This window comes from Virgibacillus carmonensis, assembly GCF_057836705.1.
On record NZ_JBYQFJ010000032.1, the window covers coordinates 1 to 20,072 of the forward strand.

Below are 20,072 nucleotides of genomic sequence, written 5' to 3' on the forward strand. Positions count from 1 at the left end.
ATCGAGGAGGCTCAGCGCAAGCCCTAAGGTGCGCGTAGTGTTTTTCCGCAGCGGTTGCAGGGAACTGAACATGATTTTTAGTTATGTCGCAGTTTACAGATTTCGTGTCAACTACAATAATGGATTGCGGGCTTATTCAACTATTTCAGGGATCATCTACTTATTTCAGTCTCCGAAAGTTGAGTTAAGTTCTGTATGAAATAATCATGATGCTACTAAGCCGAGTGATCTAGGGTGAAAATCGAACAGTGAGAGGGGAAACCATGAATAAATCTATACCATTAATCATCATTCTGCTTTTTCTCTGTGTAGGTTGTTCCGCGCAGAAAGAAAAAGCGATTGAAAAGTTAAAACCTGCGGACGATTACGATTATAATATTGTTGTTTTTGTTGATGAGAAGGCGCCAGGTTACTTCAAAGAGAGTATTACGGATGAACAATCTATTTGGAGAAATAATCCGAATTCGATTTCTTTTGAGTTTATAAAAGAAGGCAATCCAGGTGATGTGGACTACGAAAGTATATTCAGTATAACCAAATATCCTACCATAATGATTTTCAACAGTGAAAAATTGGCGTTAAAGACTAACAATGTAAATGAAATGAAGCAGTTCTTTTCCACACCGATTACCTTTACTGGACAAAGTGATCATTGGTCAATTACATATATCGCCTACATATATAGTCGAAACAGTGAAGAATCGGAATACACCATAGGCTACATAGGGGATGGCTCGCCACCTAGAAATATTGACTATCAAATTGGCAGTACCAGCCTCGAAAGTTCGTCGAATGCAAGCAAAGTAACCTTTCCAATAACGAGACCAGGTGGCGGCTGTTCGGGTTGTGCCATCACAAATAAGAATGATGAAATAAAAGTGACAATCGAGTGGGAAGGTAAATTGGAGACATTCACGTTGACGAGTGAATAATGTAATTGAAAAAATGTAAATGCCTATTGACTACATGCGGTCAATCCTATATAGTAAATAAAAATTAATATGACGCGATGACAAGGACATGAGTTTCTTTTGATGGTTCACAGAGAGGGAAGTCAAGGCTTAGAACTTCCTACCGAGAAAGAATTGCTTACCGCCTTGGAGCAGTATTGGTGAAGCCAGCAACCAATACCGTAGCTGCTACGATACAGCACAATGAAGTCATCACTTTTTTAGAATAGTGGTGAGAAGTTGGGTGGAACCACGAGAAACACACACTCGTCCCTTTTGGTTAGGGATGATTGTGTGTTTTTTATTTGCAGTTAAGAAAGTATAAATCCTTTCTTGCTGCGTAAGTGCAACTAAGGATTGGCGATAAGCCAAGTTTTCTAAAATTAAATAACGAAAGCGATGATAAGGACACGAGTGATTTTTAACGGTTTACAGAGAGGGAAGTCACGGCTGAAAGCTTCCTGACACGAGAAAATTACTTACCACCTTTGAGCAGTGTTGGTGAACTCATAGTAGCCAATACCGTATAAGGCAACGATATAGCTTAAACGAAGCCATCATAATTTTATCTGTGATGGAAAGTTGGGTGGAACCACGGGTAACGGACACACACTCGTCCCTTTTTTGAGGGATGGGTGTGTTTTTTGTTTTTTTATATCAAAAAAGGAGTGTTTGATTATGAGTAAAAAAGAAATAAGTATTCAGTTTCCCGATGGTAGCGAAAAGAAGTTTCTGCAAGGTATATCGTTAGAAGAAATTGCCCAATCCATTAGTCCAAGTCTGAAAAAGAAGTCAGTAGCTGGTCAGGTAAATGGAGTCATGTATGACCGTAATCGCGGTATCGAGGATGATGCAGTCATTGAGCTGTATGATCTTCATTCAAAAGAAGGACTCGAAGTTATGCGCCATACTTCAACACATGTTTTAGCCCAAGCTGTTAAGCGGATTTATGGCGACGTTCATTTAGGGGTAGGGCCTGTGATAGAAAATGGTTTTTACTATGATTTTGATCTTCAGGATAATCTTACAGTGAACGATTTAGAAAAGATTGAGAAAGAAATGAACAGGATAATCGCAGAGAATTTGGAAGTGAAGCGGGAGGAAGTGACTCGTGAAGGGGCTCGTGAAATTTTTGCGGATGATCCGTTAAAGCTTGAACTGCTGGATGATATTCCCGTAGACGATACGGTTACAGTTTATCGCCAAGGGGAGTTTGTTGATTTGTGCCGCGGACCGCATTTACCGGCGACTCGGTTCGTGAAAGCATTTAAATTAACACATGTATCTGGCGCATATTGGCGTGGTGACAGCAATAATAAAATGTTGCAGCGCATTTATGGTGTTGCTTTTTCGTCCAAAAAAGATCTGGAAGAATATTTTCATTTTGTCGAGGAAGCGAAGGCCCGAAATCATCGTAAATTAGGGAAGGAACTGGAACTGGTTATGTTTTCCGAGGAAGCTCCTGGTATGCCGTTTTATTTGCCAAACGGCCAGGTTATCCGAAATAAGCTGGAGTCCTTTTTACAAGAACTCCACCATTTATACGATTACAAGGAAGTCCGTACACCGATCATGATGAATCAGCGGTTATGGGAGGAATCTGGGCACTGGGACCATTACAAAGAAAACATGTACTTTTCAGATGTCGACAATCAAAGCTTTGCGTTGAAACCAATGAACTGTCCGGGCCACATGCTCATTTTCAAAGATAAACTCCATTCCTACCGGGACCTTCCGATACGGATGGCGGAATTTGGTCAGGTTCACCGGCATGAATTCAGTGGCGCATTAAACGGCATGCTGCGGGTTCGTACATTTTGCCAGGACGATGCCCACATTTTTGTAAGACCAGATCAAATCGAAAACGAAATTAAATTAGCATTAAAAATAATAGATGATGTGTACGGTACATTTGGATTCAACTATCACGTCGAGCTCTCGACTAGACCGGAGAAGCGCATGGGTGAAGAAGCATTATGGGATCAGGCAGAAGGGATGCTCAAGAACGTTTTAGAAGATATGCAAATCCAATATACGATTAATGAAGGGGACGGCGCATTTTACGGTCCAAAAATTGATATCCATATCCAGGATGCATTGAACAGAAGCCATCAATGTGCGACAGTTCAACTGGATTATCAGATGCCGGAAAAATTTGATTTGTCGTATGTCAATGAACACAACGAAAAAGTTCGCCCGGTCGTTATTCACCGCGCAGTATTTGGATCGATAGACCGTTTCCTCGGTATTCTGATTGAACACTTTGGCGGTGCGTTCCCGGTTTGGCTGGCTCCAGTTCAAGTGAAAGTCATACCTGTATCGAATGAAATTCATCAGGAGTATGCGGAACAGATTAAGCAGCAATTAAAACATAACCAAATTCGTGTGGAGCTCGACGAACGGGAAGAGAAACTCGGCTATAAAATACGGGAAGCACAAATGAAAAAGATACCGTACATTGTGGTAGTTGGGGATAAGGAACTGGAAAATGATTCGGTTAATGTGAGAAAATATGGGGAAGAGGATTCTAAGGAATGGAAGCTGGAAAAGTTTGTTGCAGAAATAAAGAAAGCAGTTGAAGATAGAAGTTTATAGATGATTTTACGTTGAAATCGCGCGGTGGGTTTCAATTATCGTGCACTAGCCTGGTAAATCGCGCAGCGGCAACTGAAAATCGCACGTTACACCTCGGAAACCTTGTCAGCGCGCGATTTTCAAGGTGTGCTGCGCGATTCCAACACTACACCGTGCGATTAGGGCTCATCATTGCGCGAATCAGCCACAAGTACGAAGTAAAAAACAATATATAATTATTCGTTTTTGTAGAAGAATATACCTAGATAGAACTATGACAAAACATACCTAAGGAGATATGATGACACAGAATAATGAAATGGGATGGAATTTTGATAACAGTTATGCGCGGCTGCCGGATATATTTTTTGAAAGCACCGAACCAACGCCAGTAGACTCACCAGAGTTGGTCATTTTCAATCATGCGTTGGCAACGTCTCTGGGACTGGATGCTCAGAAGCTGCAGAGCGATGAAGGTATAGAAGCTTTGGCTGGTAACCAGATACCTGAAGCGGCGTTGCCAATTGCGCAGGCTTATGCGGGGCACCAGTTTGGGAATTTTACCATGTTAGGTGACGGTCGGGCAGTGTTGCTTGGCGAACAGATCACCCCGTCAGGTGGGCGGTTTGACATTCAACTTAAGGGTGCTGGCCGAACACCATTCTCCCGCGGGGGCGATGGCCGGGCATCACTTGGTCCGATGCTGCGCGAATACATCATCAGTGAGGCAATGCATGCACTTCGTATTCCTACCAACCGTAGCCTTTCTGTTGTGACAACCGGGGAACCAGTCATTCGCGAAACCGAGTTGCCTGGTGCCATTCTAACTCGTGTTGCTGCAAGTCATCTGCGTATTGGTACCTTTCAATTCGTGGCAAAATGGGGCACCGTAGAGGAGCTTCAGGTTCTTGCTGACTATGCAATAGAGCGTCATTTTCCGGACATTGATGATAACGAGGATCGATATCTAGCTCTGTTTGAAGAATTGATCAAGCGTCAGGCAGAATTGATTGCGAAATGGCAGCTGGTTGGTTTTATCCATGGAGTGATGAACACCGACAATATGACCATCAGTGGAGAAACCATCGATTATGGACCATGTGCATTTATGGATGAATATGACCCAGCAACGGTATTCAGTTCGATTGATGTTCAAGGCCGTTATGCTTACCAGAATCAGAAGGCAATTGGCCAATGGAATCTAGCTCGCTTTGCTGAAAGTATTTTACCACTGTTTCATGAAAATCAGGACCATGCGGTTGAACTTGCTCAAGATGCACATTCCAAATTTGACGAGCTGTATCAGAGTCACTGGCTGGAGGGAATGAGACGAAAACTTGGCATGCAGAACGAAGAGGATCAGGACGAATCATTGATTGAAGATCTTCTCCATATCATGGAAAAACATCGGGCAGACTATACCAATACGTTTCGCGCCTTAACGGTAGATAAGCCAGAGGACACACCCATGAACGGCGCACCAGAATTTACGGAGTGGTATGAGCAGTGGCAGGCAAGGCTGGAGAGACAAGAAAAATCGAAAACCTCGGCCTATCAATTGATGAAAAACGCTAACCCCGCGGTTATTCCCCGCAACCACCGGGTAGAAGAAGCGCTTGAAGCTGCAGTGGAAAGCGGAGATTACAGCGTGATGGAGCGGCTAATGGTCGTACTTGCAGATCCTTACGCGCATTCTACTGAACAGGAAGAATATACAAAATTACCTGAGCCATCAAACCAGCCTTACCGAACTTTTTGCGGAACCTGATTAAAAATAGTAAGTGCCTAATCCCTAAAATGCTGAACGGATAGCGTGCGGAGGTTAGGCATTTTTTTGCATATATATTTCTAGCCAGTTAGTTCGTGTAAACATTTTCCATTGTGAAAAGTTTATCTTCCCATCGAATTTTTTTATGCTATAATAGGAACAAACGTTCTAAATGTGGAGGTTATTTCATGAAAAACATGCTAATAAGGTCTATCCAAAGCAAGGGGAAAATTGAGATAATTTATCTTTCCAAGGATAACCGGGCGTCCCAGCGAATTATTCGCGTTCTTAAAATCAATGATGAAATGATAATGGCTTATTGCTATACCAAAAGAACGATCAGTACATTTAGACTGGAAAATATATTATCTGTCGGATCAGTCAAAAAAAGGATGGGGGCTTAGCAATGAGTTTGCACGATAGAGGCACGAAAAAATGGACGGCAATGATGCTGCCGGAGCACATTGAGTTGCTGAAGAAAATGTGGGAAGAAGATGATCACAAGGAAAAACCTATTCTTGATGAACAACAAATTGATGAAATGGAATTGAAACTTCAATGTGCACTCCATAATAATTTAACTGTCGAAATAAAATACTATGATAAACCCCATTATTGCATGGCCAGAGGGAAGCTTAAGGTGATAAATGCACGTACCGGTTTATTGAAGCTGGGAGAAAAGGAAATTGCTATTGAGAATGTAATTGAGGTTTATATTGATTAGGTTTATGATTCGATAAAAGTAAAGCAGCTATTAATAACAGGTTTCGTTTCCTATGAAAACATCAAAAAAATGACCATCAATCTGTATGCTGTTTTGATGGTTTTTTTGTTGGAGTAATAGCAGTCATTGTGATAGTGTAATTTGAACCCGAAATTATTCAGTAGCAATTAGCTAATGCAAGTCCACCTTTTCACCTCCAGTTTGGAAATTGATTTGTTTTTAACTGAATTCGCAAGCAATTCTGGATAATTATGTTAAAATTAATACAGGGTTTGTGAAGTGGAATAATAGTAGTTGGAAGATGGTTGACTAAGAAATTTATATTTTAGGAGGGAACAACATGGAAGTTTTTTCTGAATATTTAGCGCGTATGGATAACCCGCAACATCGTGCCCGAACGGAAGAGGTTTTGGCTTGGGTAACCAAGAAATTCCCAAATTTAGTGCCGAAAATTGCGTGGAATCAGCCTATGTTTACCGATCACGGGACATTTATTATTGGCTTTAGCGTAGCCAAACACCATTTGGCTGTCGCCCCTGAAATTGCAGGGATTAATCGTTTTTCTGATGAAATTGTGCAGGCTGGCTATGACCACACCAAGCAGCTGATACGTATCAAGTGGGGTAGTCCGGTTGATTTCTCATTACTTGAAAAAATAATCGAATTTAATATTTTGGATAAGGAAGACTGTCCAACTTTTTGGCGAAAATAAAAAATAGGATAGTATGTTGATACGAAGCGGATGGGTTTTGAAGAATAGAAGTAAAAACCGAAAAAATAATGTGATTATGGGAAGGGAATTAATTAATAATGGGAATACCTTCTGCCGTGGTAGTTGAAAAATTGCGAAACCTTTCGTTGTTTAGACCGTAAAACAAGTAAGGAGGGAATTATATGAAAAAACAAACGTATAGATTTTTTGCAATCGTTTTATTCGCTTCACTTATTTTAGTTATTGTTGGCTGTACCGAAAAAACAGAAACGAAAACACAAGATGAGAATATACGGACAATTGAAGCTGTATTACAGAATGCCCTTACAGGTCCAAGTGATGAATTGAAACAAGCGTTGGAAGGTGAGGGACTCAAAGATTTAGTACAATATGAAGAAAACTTATATAAAGATTATTTTGCAGATGATAGGTCCTACCTGGACTTTGTAAATAATAACTACGGTGCAGGATTAATGATTGAACCGGTAAGAAATGATTACAAATTAAAGGTAAAAAACATTGAATACGAGAAATCAGAATCTAAAGAGATAATTTATGATTTCAAAGTAGAATTGAAGTACCAAAAAGAAGGCAGTGACTCATCAGAAGTTGAAATGGTGACCGGTGAAGCTAATATGAATGAAAAACATAAAATTGAACAGATGTTAATTCGTGATAAAGGATTTCATCATCTTTTTAACAATTAAAGGCAAGGTCAGAAGTCCGTTACTTTTAATGCAGTAATTGGTGCAAGAATTAAAAGGAAATCCTAATTTTTCCTGTCTGTGCTGATTCCTAAAATGAGTATGATTCCCCGTCATCTGGCACTAAAATAGTAAAGTTGATTCCTTTTTCATTAATAAATCCTTTTAATTCTTCCCTTGAGTATCTTCGGCCACATATAGAGTTTTCTCATTTTGATGTTTGGAATTGCTTTTTTGTTCTACGATAGGACAGAATAGTTGAAAAAATATTGTGAAACCTTTGTTGTTTATATCGTAGAATAAATAAGAAGAGGTGATTTCATGAAAAAACTATATTTCGCGTTTATCTTAATTTTTATCCTGTTCGGTTGTTCAAACGAGGCTAAGGAACCTACTGTGGAGCCGACTGTCACAGAAGAAAGTCTGTCATTGGAAGAGCAAATCACCAATGTCATGTCAGAAAACAAATTAAGGGATAAAGAAATTATTGATTATGATATTAAGGGGAATTTTGTTTACGTAATTTTTAAAAATAGACATGAATATGGTAATAGCCATAATCCCGATTTAGTTATTTTAAAGAATAGTAATGGAAAATTAGAATGGATAGCAGGTCCAAATGACCGCACCATGTCAATGGGTCTTGGGGATGTGGAAACTATGGTTTTTGGCAGGGATGATGGTCCTTCGGTTACGATTATCATGCCAGAGGAAAATGCAAGTGATACGAAAATAAAAGAAGTAAAAGTATTAGGAGAATCAGCAAAGGCGGTAACATACGTAAAACATATTATGGAGGATTTTTCTAAGCAATATATGTATTGGATTGCCTACACAGAGGAAGAGCCTACGCACGAAGATTTTGAAGTTATCATGCAGTAAATGGATTTAAAAGATATTGGTGAACTTCTGCCTGATCTTATTGAGCTAACGCAACAAGTTATAAGTAATAGTTTAAAGTTATAGAGCATTTCTGCATGAGGAATGCTTTTTATTTTTGTCTAAAACTAATTAAACAATAAAAATATCATTAAAAATGATAAATATTTATTGTAAAACGATAAATCACGTGTTAAAATCAAATTTACAATAAACAAGAGAGGTGCTTATACGGTTGGTTGATGTACTGAACATATGCTGCATTATCGCCCACACATGAGGGGTGTTCTAATGATTGACTGGCAATTGATTACTTTTTACTATTCAGGAGGTTAGCGTGCGGTTGCTTGCTCTGGAACTAGAAAAATACTGAGGTGGTGAGATCGGATGTATAAAAGCAGTCCTGAACATGTGGCAATTATCATGGATGGGAATGGCAGATGGGGTAAAAAAAGACGTCTAATCCGAAGTGAAGGCCATTATGCGGGAGCAAAGCGAATGGAAGAGATTATTGACGCCAGTATGGACCTTGGCATCAAGGTTCTGACGTTGTACGCCTTTTCCTCAGAAAACTGGTCCAGACCCACTGATGAAGTGAATTACCTAATGGATTTGCCGGTAAAATTTTTTAATAAAAAACTTCCTGAATTTATGAGAAGAAATATTCAAATCCGAATTTCCGGAAACACGGAACCACTACCCGATAAAACCCGAGAAGTGCTGGCAAAGGCAGTTACTTCTACAGAGCTTAATACCGGTGTCATCGTCAATTTCGCTTTCAATTATGGTGGCAGGGGTGATATTATTCATGCCGCCAAAGCGCTGATTGAGGAAGTAAGAAACGGGAAGATTACCGTGGATGATATAACCGAGGAAAGAATGCAGCAGTATTTGTACACGGGCGATCTGCCGTCACCCGACATGATTATCCGGACGGGTGGGGAGATGAGAATAAGTAATTTCCTGCTCTGGCAGTCTGCTGAATCAGAGCTGTATTTCTCGGATGTGTATTTTCCAGATTTCACGGGGGAGATGCTTGCCGAAGCGATTGGACAGCAACCTGTGAACAGTTATTTGAGCGGGTGAATGACGCCATATAAAAACGGCTGCCATCTTTAAAGATGACAGTTGTAAGTTTATATAGAAAGAGGGTGTACTTAATGAAACGAGGTTCAACAAATTTTTTAAAAGCAGTTGTTTTTTCTATAGGAATAATAGTGCTTGCTGTGAGTATAGTTGGGTTGTCCAGATTTGACCCGAATTCCCCATATTGGCAGCTTCCTGAGCTGACTAATTTGCAATATCCCTTATTAGTCGGGATGTATGCAGCGATGATACCGTTTTTCTTTGCTTTGTATCAGACGTTAAAACTCTTAAGCTATATTCACAAGAACGTAGCTTTCTCGGAACTATCTGTAAAGGCTTTAAAGACTATAAAATACTGTGCAATCACAATCAGTATCTTGTATGTGTTAGAGATGCCATTCTTATATCTTCTTGCAAAGGTAGACGACGCACCAGGCATCTTAATCGGATTGGTCATTATTTTTGCTTCATTTGTGATTGCAGTCTTTGCTGCTGTTCTGCAAAAACTTTTAAAAGATGCGATTGATATAAAATCAGAAAATGATCTAACGGTCTGAGGTGAACGATATGGCAATTATAATCAATATTGACGTGATGCTGGCTAAAAGAAAAATGAGTGTAACAGAGCTTTCAAAAAGCGTTGGGATAACAATGGCTAACCTTTCTATATTGAAAAACGGAAAGGCAAAAGCGATCCGATTATCAACGTTAGAAGCGATTTGTAAGGCATTGAATTGTCAACCTGGAGATATTTTAGAATACCGAAGTGATGAAGACACCTAAGATTAATAAAGTAGGAATATGTCAACGGATCAAATAAAAAAAAGGGGAGCTACCCATGGATTTAACTATTAAAAAATGGAAGGCACAAATCATGATAGCACCAAAACAACTCGTACGTTTTGGCTTTGAGCAGGCCTTATCCTGTTTGTTTCCACTCGTTATTTTTGCTTCTCTTGCTTTCACACAAATTGTGCCACTACCCTTCCTTTCACGGTATGACTGGCTGCTTATCATCTGCCTTATGATGCAGGTCTGGATGGTTCGTTCTGGGCTTGAAACACGGGATGAACTGAAGGTTATCACACTATATCACCTTATTGGTCTCGCACTTGAACTTTTTAAGGTACATATGGGCTCCTGGTCATATCCAGAAGAGGGATATTCCAAAATCCTTGGAGTGCCTTTGTATAGCGGCTTTATGTATGCAAGTGTAGCGAGTTATCTTTGCCAGGCCTGGAGGAGGTTAAAGGTTGACCTTGTTCAGTGGCCACCGTTTTTGGTAGTTGTACCTCTTGCGGCTGCGATTTACTTGAATTTTTTCACCCACCATTATTGGATTGACGTCCGCTGGTGGTTATCTGGACTTGTTATGATCGTTTTTTGGCAATCATGGGTCACATACGAAATTGATGGAAACCGATACCGTATGCCACTCGCACTTTCTTTTGTGCTCATCGGTTTTTTTATATGGATTGCCGAAAATATCGCAACGTACTTTGGAGCTTGGGAATATCCATACCAAACCGAAGCATGGAGTCTCGTCCATCTAGGAAAAGTGAGTTCATGGCTTTTATTAGTGATTATTAGCTTCCTTATCGTAGCGACATTAAAGCGGGTTAAGGGACAAAATCATTAGGGTGACGAAAATGATGAAACTAACATGTTAAAATCAAATTTATACTAATAAATGAGGTGCTTTTAATGAAACGAGGATCAACACTCTTTTTAAAGATAGCTGTTATTCTTATGGGAATACCAATTCTTGTACTGTGCATATTTGTGGTGCCTGAGATCGGTAATTTTGCAGCAGAATTGTATCCAGAAATGGCTTATATGAAATATCTCGTGTTAATCGTTATGTATGCGGCGGCGATACCTTTTTACTTTGCCCTGTATCAAGCTTTTAAACTGTTAAGCTATATCGACAAGAACAAAGCTTTCTCTAAAATTTCTGTAAGAGCTTTAAAGACTATAAAATACTGTGCAACCGCAATAAGTGTCTTGTATGTAGCAGGCATGCCACTCTTTTTTCTCATGGCAGAGAAAGATGACGCTCCAGGTATTATACTAGTCGGAATGGTCATTATTTTTGCCTCGTTTGTGATTGCAGTCTTTGCCGCTGTTCTACAAAAACTTTTAAAAGATGCGATTGATATAAAATCAGAAAATGATCTAACGGTCTGAGGTGAATAATATGGCAATTATAATTAATATTGACGTGATGCTGGCTAAAAGGAAAATGAGCGTAACAGAGCTTGCAAATAGCGTTGGAATAACAATGGCTAATCTTTCTATATTAAAAAATGGAAAGGCGAAAGCAATCCGATTATCAACATTAGAGGCGATTTGTAAGTCACTAGATTGTCAGCCTGGGGATATTTTGCAATATAAGAGTGATTGGGACTAGATGGTGGGACAGGTACTCTTGTCCCACTCTTCTCTCGAGTTTTCAACAAATCTTCTTTTCAAAGGCAGCGAAAGCAGATATAATTGGTTTAATTGGAGGTGAAAATAATGGAGCAATCAGGAATAAAGGAAATATTACGTGCATTGGAACTTCATTCTCGACAAATTGATAAAAAGATGCAAAGTCGCTTTGAAGAAACGGATAAAAAGATCGACGGACTTGAAAAACACATGAATAATCGATTTGACCGGCTTGAGAAAAAGTTTGATGGCATGCAGGTAGAATTAAGGGAAACGCAAGAGACAGTCGATTTTCTATCCAGCAAAAATGTACAGCATGAGAAAAAACTCCGTAATATGTAATCTGGTATACAAAATTCTAAAATACCCCTATATGCTAAGTAAACCACCATGTTATGTGCCTCATCTTGAAAAATTCCAACTAACATTATGATCTTCTCAAGAGTTCAATTCAAAACGTTATTTTGACAGACTCGAAAGTGCCTAATCAGATAGAACGTGCAAAGCAATTAATAGAAAAAAATGGAGATATTTATTCAGCAGTAGCGGAATGTGGTTTTGTTGATTTAACACATTTAAATAAACATTTTAAATGTGTATATGGAACAACAGCATTTGGATATATGTCACACATAAACTAAATGTAATAAGGGAGGAATTAAATTGTCTTTAAATAAAGGTGATGTGATTACATTTGAGCGGAGTTTTACAGAAGATGAAGTTGAATTATTTACTCGGGTTTCGGGTGATGAAGGTTCACATCATGTTACTCCTGATGAGAAGGGAAGACTTGTCGTTCAAGGGTTATTAACGGCAACTCTACCAACAAAAATAGGTGGGGATTATAACGTACTGGCCCGTAATATGAATTTTGAGTTTTTAAGGCCTGTATTTACAGAGGATACAATTAAATGTGATGTAAAAATTGAAAAATACGAAAAGCAAAAAAATAATAGAACCGCTATTATGGCAACCTTCATCTGTAAAAATCAGAATGAAATAGAAGTATTAAAAGGTGATTTCTCAGGAGTAATACTTTAAATACGAATAAATTAAAATTGAATATTCCGCAAGCGGGTCCAGTTGCCGAACAATACGAAACCGCTTTCTTTACTGATCGTTCTAGAAATGATAGTATAGGCTGTGTAAAGGAGGAGGAAGCATGGCTAGAAGTAAAGAGTTTGATGAGAATGCCGTATTACATAAAGCTATGAAACTTTTTTGGCATCAAGGCTATGAAAAAACCTCCATGCAAGATTTGGTAACGCATATGGGCATCCATCGTAGAAGCATTTACGATACATTTGGAGGTAAGCATGCGTTGTACATGAAAGCATTGGAACGCTATAGTGAGACGGTGGAAGCCAAAATAGAGAAGCGAATAAAATCGCTGGATTCAGTCAAGCTGGCCATTAGGCGTTTATTGGAGATGGCGATCTATCGAAAAGAACAACGATCGAGCGGGTGCTTGACGGTGAATACAGCGGTTGAGTTGGCTATGCATGATCAAGAAGCAGCGGAAAAGGTTATGGATAGTTTCTCTAGTACAGAGAAACTGCTGTATGAGCTATTGTTGCGCGGTCAAAAGTCGGGAGAAATATCCAAACGTCATGATGCGGAAAGACTATCCAAGTTTCTCCATAATTCTTTTGTGGGATTACGCGTATTGGCGAAAACCACTGATGACAAGCAAAAAATGGAAGATATTATCGACACCACACTGTCGATCTTGGATTAACTTTTTTTTTGATAATTTTAGAATGGTCATTCTAAAATTGATACGACTTGAATCATGAGCAATAAAAATCTTATTTTACAAGGGGTGACTTAAAATGAAACATGTAGAACAATTAAACAAAATGTTAACGGGAGACATTCCCGGACCACCAATCGCTCAATTACTAGGCATAGAAATAATAGAGGTGGAAAAAGGAAGGGCTGTATTGGAAATGGAGGCCTCAGAAAAGTTACACAATCCAATGGGAACACTTCATGGGGGCGTACTATGTGATTTATCTGATTTAGCTATGGGTTATGCTTTCTTTAGTTCATTGGCTGACGATGAACTATTCACCACAGTGGAATTAAAGTTAAATTTCATGAAACCTATCTGGGAAGGTAAGCTTCGGGCTGAAAGTAAAATTATAAAAAAAGGGGGTACAATTGGCTTAGTTGAATGTCATGTATATGATAAAAAAGGAAGTCTTGTTGCTCATTCAACTAGTACGTGTATGATTATAAAAGGAAATGCTGATGGTAAAAGGGGCAAATCATAAGGCTTTGCTTGCATTTACTAAATTTCAGAGTACATGTTCTTAACAAATAATATCAGGCATAAATTACATGCCTATAAAATGGAGGAACAACAAATGTCAAGAATACCGTCAATACTTCAGAATTTGCGTATCCCTGTAATCGGATCCCCATTATTTATTATTAGTAATCCTAAGCTAGTGATAGAGCAATGTAAGGCAGGGATCGTTGGATCATTGCCTGCACTGAATGCTAGACCCGCATCCTTACTTGATGAATGGTTGGCAGAAATCACAGAGGAGCTCGCAGCGTATAACGCAAAAAATCCAGATCGCCCAGCTGCACCATTTGCTATTAATCAAATTGTTCACAAGTCAAATGAACGGTTAGAACACGACATGGAATTGTGTGTGAAGTATAAAGTTCCGATTATTATTTCGTCATTAGGTGCCCGTAAGGAAATAGTTGACACAGCGCATAGCTACGGAGGAATTGTTCTGCACGACGTAATCAATAATACTTTTGCGCACAAGGCAATCGACAAAGGTGCAGATGGCCTAATTGCAGTGGTGGCAGGAGCTGGAGGTCATGCTGGTGTGAAGAGCCCTTTTGCATTCATTCAAGAAATAAGGCAGTGGTTCGACGGTCCGATAGCTCTGTCGGGATCGATTGCTACGGGTGGTTCAATTCTGGCTGCCCAAGCGATGGGGGCTGATTTTGCATATATTGGCTCACCGTTCATTGCAACGCATGAAGCCCGTGCTTCAAAAGAGTATAAGCAAGCAATTGTTGATTGTACGTCTGATGATATTGTTTATAGCAATCTTTTCACTGGTGTACATGGAAATTATCTAAAACCATCAATCCGATCAGCAGGATTGGATCCCGACAATCTACCTGAAAGTGATCCATCTAAGATGAATTTTGGAGAAGAGGCCGTCAAGCCATGGAAGGATATTTGGGGAAGCGGTCAAGGCATTGGTGCTATTAAAGAGATTACTAGTACAGCAGAATTTGTAGACAATCTTTATAAAGAATATTTTGAAGCAAGAGACAGTCTAATCAGCCGTAGTGCAGTTAGAAAAATCTGAATCTGAAAAAAATCGTCCTATTCTTGCATTTTATAGCCTTAACATGGAAAGCCGCAATGGGTTCACTTGTGTGGCTTTTTTGCCAGGGACCATTTTAGGTCTTTCATTTTTCAACCAATTCTGTATAATTATGCTTACATATTGACGAGGAGGAAATGAACATGCAAACCAACGTAACATTTTTTTCAAACCAACAAGTAGGGGTGAAAAAATTAGGGTAAGTACGTAACACATTTTCCATAATCATTCACTCCTGCTTGTTTATTGCATTCGATAAACGTCAAGCAGGAGGATAAAAAATTGAAAAAAGGTACATTAGCTTTTCAAAATGTTCGTGTTTTATTTTGGGCGGAATTATTCGGGAGTGTTCGATTTATACAGCCCGTTCTGGCGTTGTTTTATTTCGCCCGGGGCCTTGAGGAAGCATCCATTCTTTGGGTATTGCTCTTCTGGAGCACTGGCGTATTAATCGGAGAAGTTCCGACAGGTATGTTTGCTGATCGTTATGGTGCGAAACTTTCCTTTATGATCGGTGCTGTACTAAGCATGGTTAGCCACGGAATATTGATTTGGGCGTATGAGCCTAGCATCTTCTTCGTGAGTAGCTTTTTAAGTGGATTTGCCGTAACGTTTTTTAGTGGCGCCGATGAGGCATTAATCTATGAATCTCTGAAAGAATCCAATGAAGAGAATTTGATGGATAAGGCACTTGGAATCATTCAGTCTGCTCAATTTGTTGTAATGGTTTTTGTCCTCATTATAGGTGCCATTATTGCAAAAGATTTAGCCGACGAGCAGTTTATATTGCTCATTTTGCTGGGGCTTGTTTTCCAGTCCATTCAGATTGTTCTTTTATTCTTTGTTAAAAATCCAGTTAACGTCGGGAACTACCGCGAAAAGCCTTTTAAACAAGTAAAAGAAGGAATGCTTGCGATTAAACGAGCTCCGCAGGTATTCTGGATGTTCTTAAATATAACGCTCGTTTTCATTCCAACGGCAGCTATATTTAACGTCTTTAATGATAAATTACTCAGTGATGCTGACTTACCAGTTTACTTAATTGGTTTTGTTTTTGCAGCGTTAGCAATACTAGGCTTTTTTGTATCCCGTTTAATCGGCTGGATAACAACCCGCATCTCCCGGATTACGGTTTTATACGTAACGGGTGGGATGGGAGTAGTGGGATTGTTATTCGTTGCCTATTTTGGAGAAACACTTTGGATCTTGCTTGCTGCAATGGTCATTCTTCGTTTTGTCCAAACAGTAAGGTATCCAGTGTACGCTCAATTAGCCAACGATATCATTCCATCGAATGTAAGGGCTACAACGATTTCTCTGTTGTCTATTATCGATTCGGTTTGTGATCTGATTATTTTCAGCAGTGTGGCAGGAATCGCACTATATGGCTTTGAAAAAATATTCCTGGTATGTGCAGCCATTGCATTAGTCGGGACGTTACTGCCAATACGGCCAGTAGTTAAAAAAGTATAGCTTTAGAAACATACAGCAGGGCCGGCCTTGCTGTATGTTTTACTGTTTTAGATTATGAGGAGGCATTGTATTGAACCAGTACAACATCAAAATTAGCCAGTATAACTCCAAGTTTGCTGAACAAACAGTCGATATGTGGCGGGATAGTAAAGAACAGGCTATCGGCCAGAAGGAAATTCACTCGTTTGAAAATCATGTTTATTTTTTGAATCATATACTACCTAAAGAGTTTCAAATAGATTTAGCATTAATGGATGAAAAAGTAGTTGGAATGATTGCCTATAATGAAAAGGAAATAAGCCAACTGTATATTCATACAGATTATCAGGGAATGGGTATTGGTCAAACATTCCTGGATAAGGTTAAAGGACAATCAAGTGGCAGATTAACGTTATACACATTTGAAGTTAACGTAAAAGCACAACTTTTTTATGAAAAGCATGGATTTGAAATGATTGGTAGAGGGTGTGAAAATGAAGAGAATTTACCTGATATTCAGTATGGATGGATATCCAAGTAAATGGGGGTAATCGGGTAAAACAATTCTTTCAAAATTATTCCTTTGACACACCAACAACTAAGCTTTACTATAAAGTAATTCCGACTATTTTTATCAGGAAAGGATGTTTTAAAATGTCATCAGTTAATGTTCAACCAATAGATGAAGTGAAAGACCCCGTGCAACGGGAAAGCGCTGAGCTAAACAGTCCACAAACGCGCTTAATCATTGGTGGGTTAGTCGTTGGCGCAATATTGTTTATTTATCTATTGGCCACACAAGCTATTACGCAGCCAATCTTACTCGTCATTGGATTGTTGCTTGGTTACACATTATTCCATGCACGTTTTGGCTTCACCTCAGCGTTTCGGAGGTTGATGTCTGTAGGAAACGGGCAGGCGCTACGCTCACACATGCTAATGCTAGCAGTAGCGGTTACCTTATTCGCTCCGATTCTAGCATTCGGTTATTCATTCTTTGGAGGAGGCGTCTCCGGTTATGTATCGCCCGTTGGAGTCAGTCTTGTAGTTGGTGCCTTCATATTTGGAATAGGCATGCAGCTTGGAGGAGGATGTGCATCTGGTACGCTCTACGCAGTCGGTGGCGGACGCACCGTCATGTTTATCACGCTATTATTCTTTATCGTTGGCGCAACAATAGGAGCCTACCATCTGCCATTCTGGACGGAAGAGCTACCAGCATTCGAACCTATCTCTCTAGCAACCTCAACAGGACTCGGCTATGGTGGTGCCTGGGCCATATCAATCTTGCTGTTTGGTGTCATCACGTGGATCACGTTAGCTGTAGAAAAAAAGAAGCGTCCACCAAGAATGGCACCTAAACCATCAACAAAAGGGTGGAAGCGAATTTTCCGCGGCTCATGGCCATTGTTCGCAGCAGCGATTGCTTTAGCAGTTCTTAATGCGTTGACATTAATGACGCGTGGTACGCCATGGGGCGTCACGTCAGCTTTTGCATTATGGGGCTCTAAAATTGCCATGTTCTTCGGCGTCGATGTAGCTTCTTGGGGTTATTGGCAAGGTGCCAGCGCACAAGCACTGCAGTCATCGATTTTTGCAGATTCAACTACCGTATTGAACTTCGGCGTTATACTTGGGGCATTTCTTGCTTCAGCAGCAGGCGGATTGTTCAAATTTACGAAAATAAACCTGAAAAATGTAGCAGCCTCTATTATTGGAGGACTACTACTTGGATATGGTGCTCGTCTTGCATTCGGTTGTAATATCGGTGCATACTTCGGCGGTATCGCCTCGTTCAGTCTCCATGGATATGTCTGGGGAATCTTAGCTTTAGCAGGTACATTTGTAGCACTCTATCTCAGACCAATGTTTGGATTATCTGTACCTAAATCGAAGGACTCGTTCTGTTAATAAATAAGAAAAAATCACCGTGTGAGCGTTCGCATGGTGATTTTTTTGTTTGTTCAGAGGAAAGAAAGTATAAACGAAAGTCTGTCTAGCTCCAGCGCCCATTGCCTAGTGCCCTTCAGGCGCCTCCTTACGATAAGGTCAACATCGAATCGCTTATGCTCTTCGTGTTTCCTTTATCTTATACGGAGCCTTCCAGGGCATACGGCAATTAACGGGCCCTTGCGCTTTTCTTATAGTTGTTAACGGGGATATCCTTAGTTTATTCGTTTCTTCTTTGTTCTCTTGCTACCAAAAATGTTAGTAATAGAAGACTTCCTAATTTAATAAAATTAGTAAAGGGGGGAGTCGAATGGATTTCACGATTGATGAATATAAAATGAGAATCAACCGAACAAAGCAAAAAATGCAAGAAAGAGGAATTGAAGTATTAATTATTACAAATCCTTCGAACATGAATTATTTAACCGGTTATAATGTTTGGTCGTTTTATGTGCCGCAGTTTATCATTTTGACCATCGATGAAGATGATCCCACATGGATTGGAAGAGAAATGGATGCAAATAGTGCGAAATTAACATCCTGGTTAAAAGAGGAAACTATCATTCCCTATAGTGATGATTATGTACAATCTGAATTTAAACACCCAATGCACTTTGTAGCCGACTTTTTAATCAAACGAAATGTGGAACAAAAAACGGTTGGTATTGAGATGGAAACGCACTTTTTTTCTGCACGATTTTATAAAGAATTTATGTGGATGCTGCCGGAAACGAAAATTGAAGATGCCAGTGTATTAGTCAACTGGGTTCGTTTAGTAAAGTCCAATCAAGAAATTGATTATATGAAAAAAGCAGCGAAAATAGTAGAGAAAGCAATGCAGGTAGGATATGAAACGATTAACAAGGGTGTACGTGGGTGTGACGTGGCGGCTGAAATTATGAGAGCTCAAATAAAGGGTTTTGAAGAATTCGGGGGCGATTACAGTGCTATTGTACCGTTAATTCCTGCTGGAGAGGAAACATCAGCACCTCATATGACATGGTCGGAAAGAAGATACGAGAAAAATGATCCCGTTATCATCGAAATAGCTGGGTGTCATAAGCGATATCATAGCCCAATGGCGAGAACAATGGTATTAGGCGAAGCGAATGAAAAGTTACTAGATTTATCAAAAGTAATTAACTATGGGATAGAAGAGGTTATTCACCGCACTCAACCTGGTATGACAAGTGAACAAATAGAAGAAGTATTTAGAGAAACAATTAAAAAACATGGGATAATCAAAGATTCGAGATTAGGGTATTCAGTTGGGCTAAGTTATCCACCTGATTGGGGCGAGCATACAGTCAGTATTAGAAATGGTGACAAAACAGTTATCGAGCCAAATATGACCTTCCATTTTATCCCCGGTATTTGGTACGACAACTATGGATGCGAGATAAGTGAAACCATCAGAATTACAGATAACGGGTGCGAGACATTGGCAAACTTCCCGAGAGATTTATATATAAAAAAATAAT

23 protein-coding genes, 2 pseudogenes and 1 other annotated feature are annotated in these 20,072 nt (G+C 39.6%); of the genes and pseudogenes, 24 read left to right on the forward strand and 1 reads right to left on the reverse strand.

What is annotated here, in order from left to right:
* Positions 1-263: 263 nt before the first annotated feature.
* The 7 genes from AC3G7N_RS17355 to AC3G7N_RS17385 all read left to right on the forward strand — a co-directional run bounded on the left by AC3G7N_RS17355 (position 264) and on the right by AC3G7N_RS17385 (position 7,435).
* The gene (locus tag AC3G7N_RS17355; protein WP_489423429.1) at positions 264-932 is read left to right on the forward strand and encodes a hypothetical protein; all 669 of its coding nucleotides are present in this window, start codon (positions 264-266) and stop codon (positions 930-932) included.
* Between the two features lie 408 nt (positions 933-1,340).
* Positions 1,341-1,574: a binding site (T-box leader), on the forward strand.
* A gap of 54 nt (positions 1,575-1,628) precedes the next feature.
* Positions 1,629-3,545 carry a threonine--tRNA ligase gene (thrS, locus tag AC3G7N_RS17360; RefSeq protein WP_489423430.1) on the forward strand — a complete coding sequence of 639 codons (1,917 nt, stop codon included), beginning with the start codon at positions 1,629-1,631 and terminating at the stop codon, positions 3,543-3,545.
* A gap of 280 nt (positions 3,546-3,825) precedes the next feature.
* A complete protein-coding gene (locus AC3G7N_RS17365; protein ID WP_489423463.1) occupies positions 3,826-5,292 on the forward strand; it encodes a protein adenylyltransferase SelO in 1,467 nt (488 codons plus the stop codon).
* Positions 5,293-5,480: 188 nt separating this feature from the next.
* Positions 5,481-5,696 (forward strand): hypothetical protein, encoded by a 216-nt coding sequence (locus tag AC3G7N_RS17370; protein ID WP_489423431.1) that lies wholly within the window; start codon positions 5,481-5,483, stop codon positions 5,694-5,696.
* Between the two features lie 2 nt (positions 5,697-5,698).
* Positions 5,699-6,016 (forward strand): YolD-like family protein, encoded by a 318-nt coding sequence (locus AC3G7N_RS17375; RefSeq protein WP_489423432.1) that lies wholly within the window; start codon positions 5,699-5,701, stop codon positions 6,014-6,016.
* Positions 6,017-6,356: 340 nt separating this feature from the next.
* Positions 6,357-6,728, forward strand: a complete 372-nt coding sequence (locus AC3G7N_RS17380; protein ID WP_489423433.1) for an iron chaperone — start codon at positions 6,357-6,359, stop codon at positions 6,726-6,728.
* Positions 6,729-6,910: 182 nt separating this feature from the next.
* Complete coding sequence (locus AC3G7N_RS17385) at positions 6,911-7,435, forward strand: hypothetical protein (protein ID WP_489423434.1); 525 nt, start codon at positions 6,911-6,913, stop codon at positions 7,433-7,435.
* Between the two features lie 88 nt (positions 7,436-7,523).
* Here AC3G7N_RS17385 and AC3G7N_RS17390 read toward each other — a convergent pair.
* Positions 7,524-7,613 (reverse strand): annotated as a pseudogene (locus AC3G7N_RS17390) (MBL fold metallo-hydrolase); the annotation flags it as partial.
* A 140-nt stretch (positions 7,614-7,753) separates the two neighbouring features.
* Between AC3G7N_RS17390 and AC3G7N_RS17395 the strand changes: the two are divergent.
* The 17 genes and pseudogenes from AC3G7N_RS17395 to AC3G7N_RS17475 all read left to right on the forward strand — a co-directional run bounded on the left by AC3G7N_RS17395 (position 7,754) and on the right by AC3G7N_RS17475 (position 20,071).
* Positions 7,754-8,314, forward strand: coding sequence for a hypothetical protein (locus AC3G7N_RS17395; RefSeq protein ID WP_489423435.1), 561 nt, complete (start codon positions 7,754-7,756; stop codon positions 8,312-8,314).
* A 384-nt stretch (positions 8,315-8,698) separates the two neighbouring features.
* Positions 8,699-9,397: an undecaprenyl pyrophosphate synthase gene (uppS, locus tag AC3G7N_RS17400; RefSeq protein WP_489423436.1), complete on the forward strand. Its 699-nt coding sequence runs from the start codon at positions 8,699-8,701 to the stop codon at positions 9,395-9,397.
* 74 nt (positions 9,398-9,471) lie between these two features.
* Positions 9,472-9,954, forward strand: a complete 483-nt coding sequence (locus tag AC3G7N_RS17405; protein WP_489423437.1) for a DUF2975 domain-containing protein — start codon at positions 9,472-9,474, stop codon at positions 9,952-9,954.
* Positions 9,955-9,964: 10 nt separating this feature from the next.
* Complete coding sequence (locus AC3G7N_RS17410) at positions 9,965-10,180, forward strand: helix-turn-helix domain-containing protein (RefSeq protein WP_489423438.1); 216 nt, start codon at positions 9,965-9,967, stop codon at positions 10,178-10,180.
* Between the two features lie 91 nt (positions 10,181-10,271).
* Positions 10,272-11,036 carry a DUF817 domain-containing protein gene (locus tag AC3G7N_RS17415; protein WP_489423464.1) on the forward strand — a complete coding sequence of 255 codons (765 nt, stop codon included), beginning with the start codon at positions 10,272-10,274 and terminating at the stop codon, positions 11,034-11,036.
* A 65-nt stretch (positions 11,037-11,101) separates the two neighbouring features.
* Complete coding sequence (locus AC3G7N_RS17420; protein ID WP_489423439.1) at positions 11,102-11,584, forward strand: DUF2975 domain-containing protein; 483 nt, start codon at positions 11,102-11,104, stop codon at positions 11,582-11,584.
* 10 nt (positions 11,585-11,594) lie between these two features.
* Positions 11,595-11,807, forward strand: a complete 213-nt coding sequence (locus AC3G7N_RS17425; protein WP_489423440.1) for a helix-turn-helix domain-containing protein — start codon at positions 11,595-11,597, stop codon at positions 11,805-11,807.
* Between the two features lie 107 nt (positions 11,808-11,914).
* Positions 11,915-12,169 carry a hypothetical protein gene (locus AC3G7N_RS17430; RefSeq protein WP_489423441.1) on the forward strand — a complete coding sequence of 85 codons (255 nt, stop codon included), beginning with the start codon at positions 11,915-11,917 and terminating at the stop codon, positions 12,167-12,169.
* A gap of 146 nt (positions 12,170-12,315) precedes the next feature.
* Positions 12,316-12,468, forward strand: a pseudogene (locus AC3G7N_RS17435) (helix-turn-helix domain-containing protein); the annotation flags it as partial.
* A gap of 22 nt (positions 12,469-12,490) precedes the next feature.
* The gene (locus AC3G7N_RS17440; RefSeq protein ID WP_489423442.1) at positions 12,491-12,868 is read left to right on the forward strand and encodes a hotdog family protein; all 378 of its coding nucleotides are present in this window, start codon (positions 12,491-12,493) and stop codon (positions 12,866-12,868) included.
* 121 nt (positions 12,869-12,989) lie between these two features.
* Entirely contained in the window at positions 12,990-13,565 is a 576-nt protein-coding gene (locus tag AC3G7N_RS17445; RefSeq protein ID WP_489423443.1) for a TetR/AcrR family transcriptional regulator, read from the forward strand.
* 94 nt (positions 13,566-13,659) lie between these two features.
* The gene (locus AC3G7N_RS17450) at positions 13,660-14,103 is read left to right on the forward strand and encodes a PaaI family thioesterase (protein WP_489423444.1); all 444 of its coding nucleotides are present in this window, start codon (positions 13,660-13,662) and stop codon (positions 14,101-14,103) included.
* Positions 14,104-14,196: 93 nt separating this feature from the next.
* Positions 14,197-15,171 (forward strand): NAD(P)H-dependent flavin oxidoreductase, encoded by a 975-nt coding sequence (locus AC3G7N_RS17455; RefSeq protein ID WP_489423445.1) that lies wholly within the window; start codon positions 14,197-14,199, stop codon positions 15,169-15,171.
* A 300-nt stretch (positions 15,172-15,471) separates the two neighbouring features.
* Positions 15,472-16,662 carry an MFS transporter gene (locus AC3G7N_RS17460; protein WP_489423446.1) on the forward strand — a complete coding sequence of 397 codons (1,191 nt, stop codon included), beginning with the start codon at positions 15,472-15,474 and terminating at the stop codon, positions 16,660-16,662.
* 133 nt (positions 16,663-16,795) lie between these two features.
* The gene (locus AC3G7N_RS17465; protein WP_489423465.1) at positions 16,796-17,182 is read left to right on the forward strand and encodes a GNAT family N-acetyltransferase; all 387 of its coding nucleotides are present in this window, start codon (positions 16,796-16,798) and stop codon (positions 17,180-17,182) included.
* A 113-nt stretch (positions 17,183-17,295) separates the two neighbouring features.
* Positions 17,296-18,552, forward strand: a complete 1,257-nt coding sequence (locus tag AC3G7N_RS17470) for a YeeE/YedE family protein (RefSeq protein ID WP_489423447.1) — start codon at positions 17,296-17,298, stop codon at positions 18,550-18,552.
* Positions 18,553-18,901: 349 nt separating this feature from the next.
* The gene (locus AC3G7N_RS17475) at positions 18,902-20,071 is read left to right on the forward strand and encodes a M24 family metallopeptidase (protein ID WP_489423448.1); all 1,170 of its coding nucleotides are present in this window, start codon (positions 18,902-18,904) and stop codon (positions 20,069-20,071) included.
* The last annotated feature ends 1 nt before the right edge of the window (position 20,072 follow it).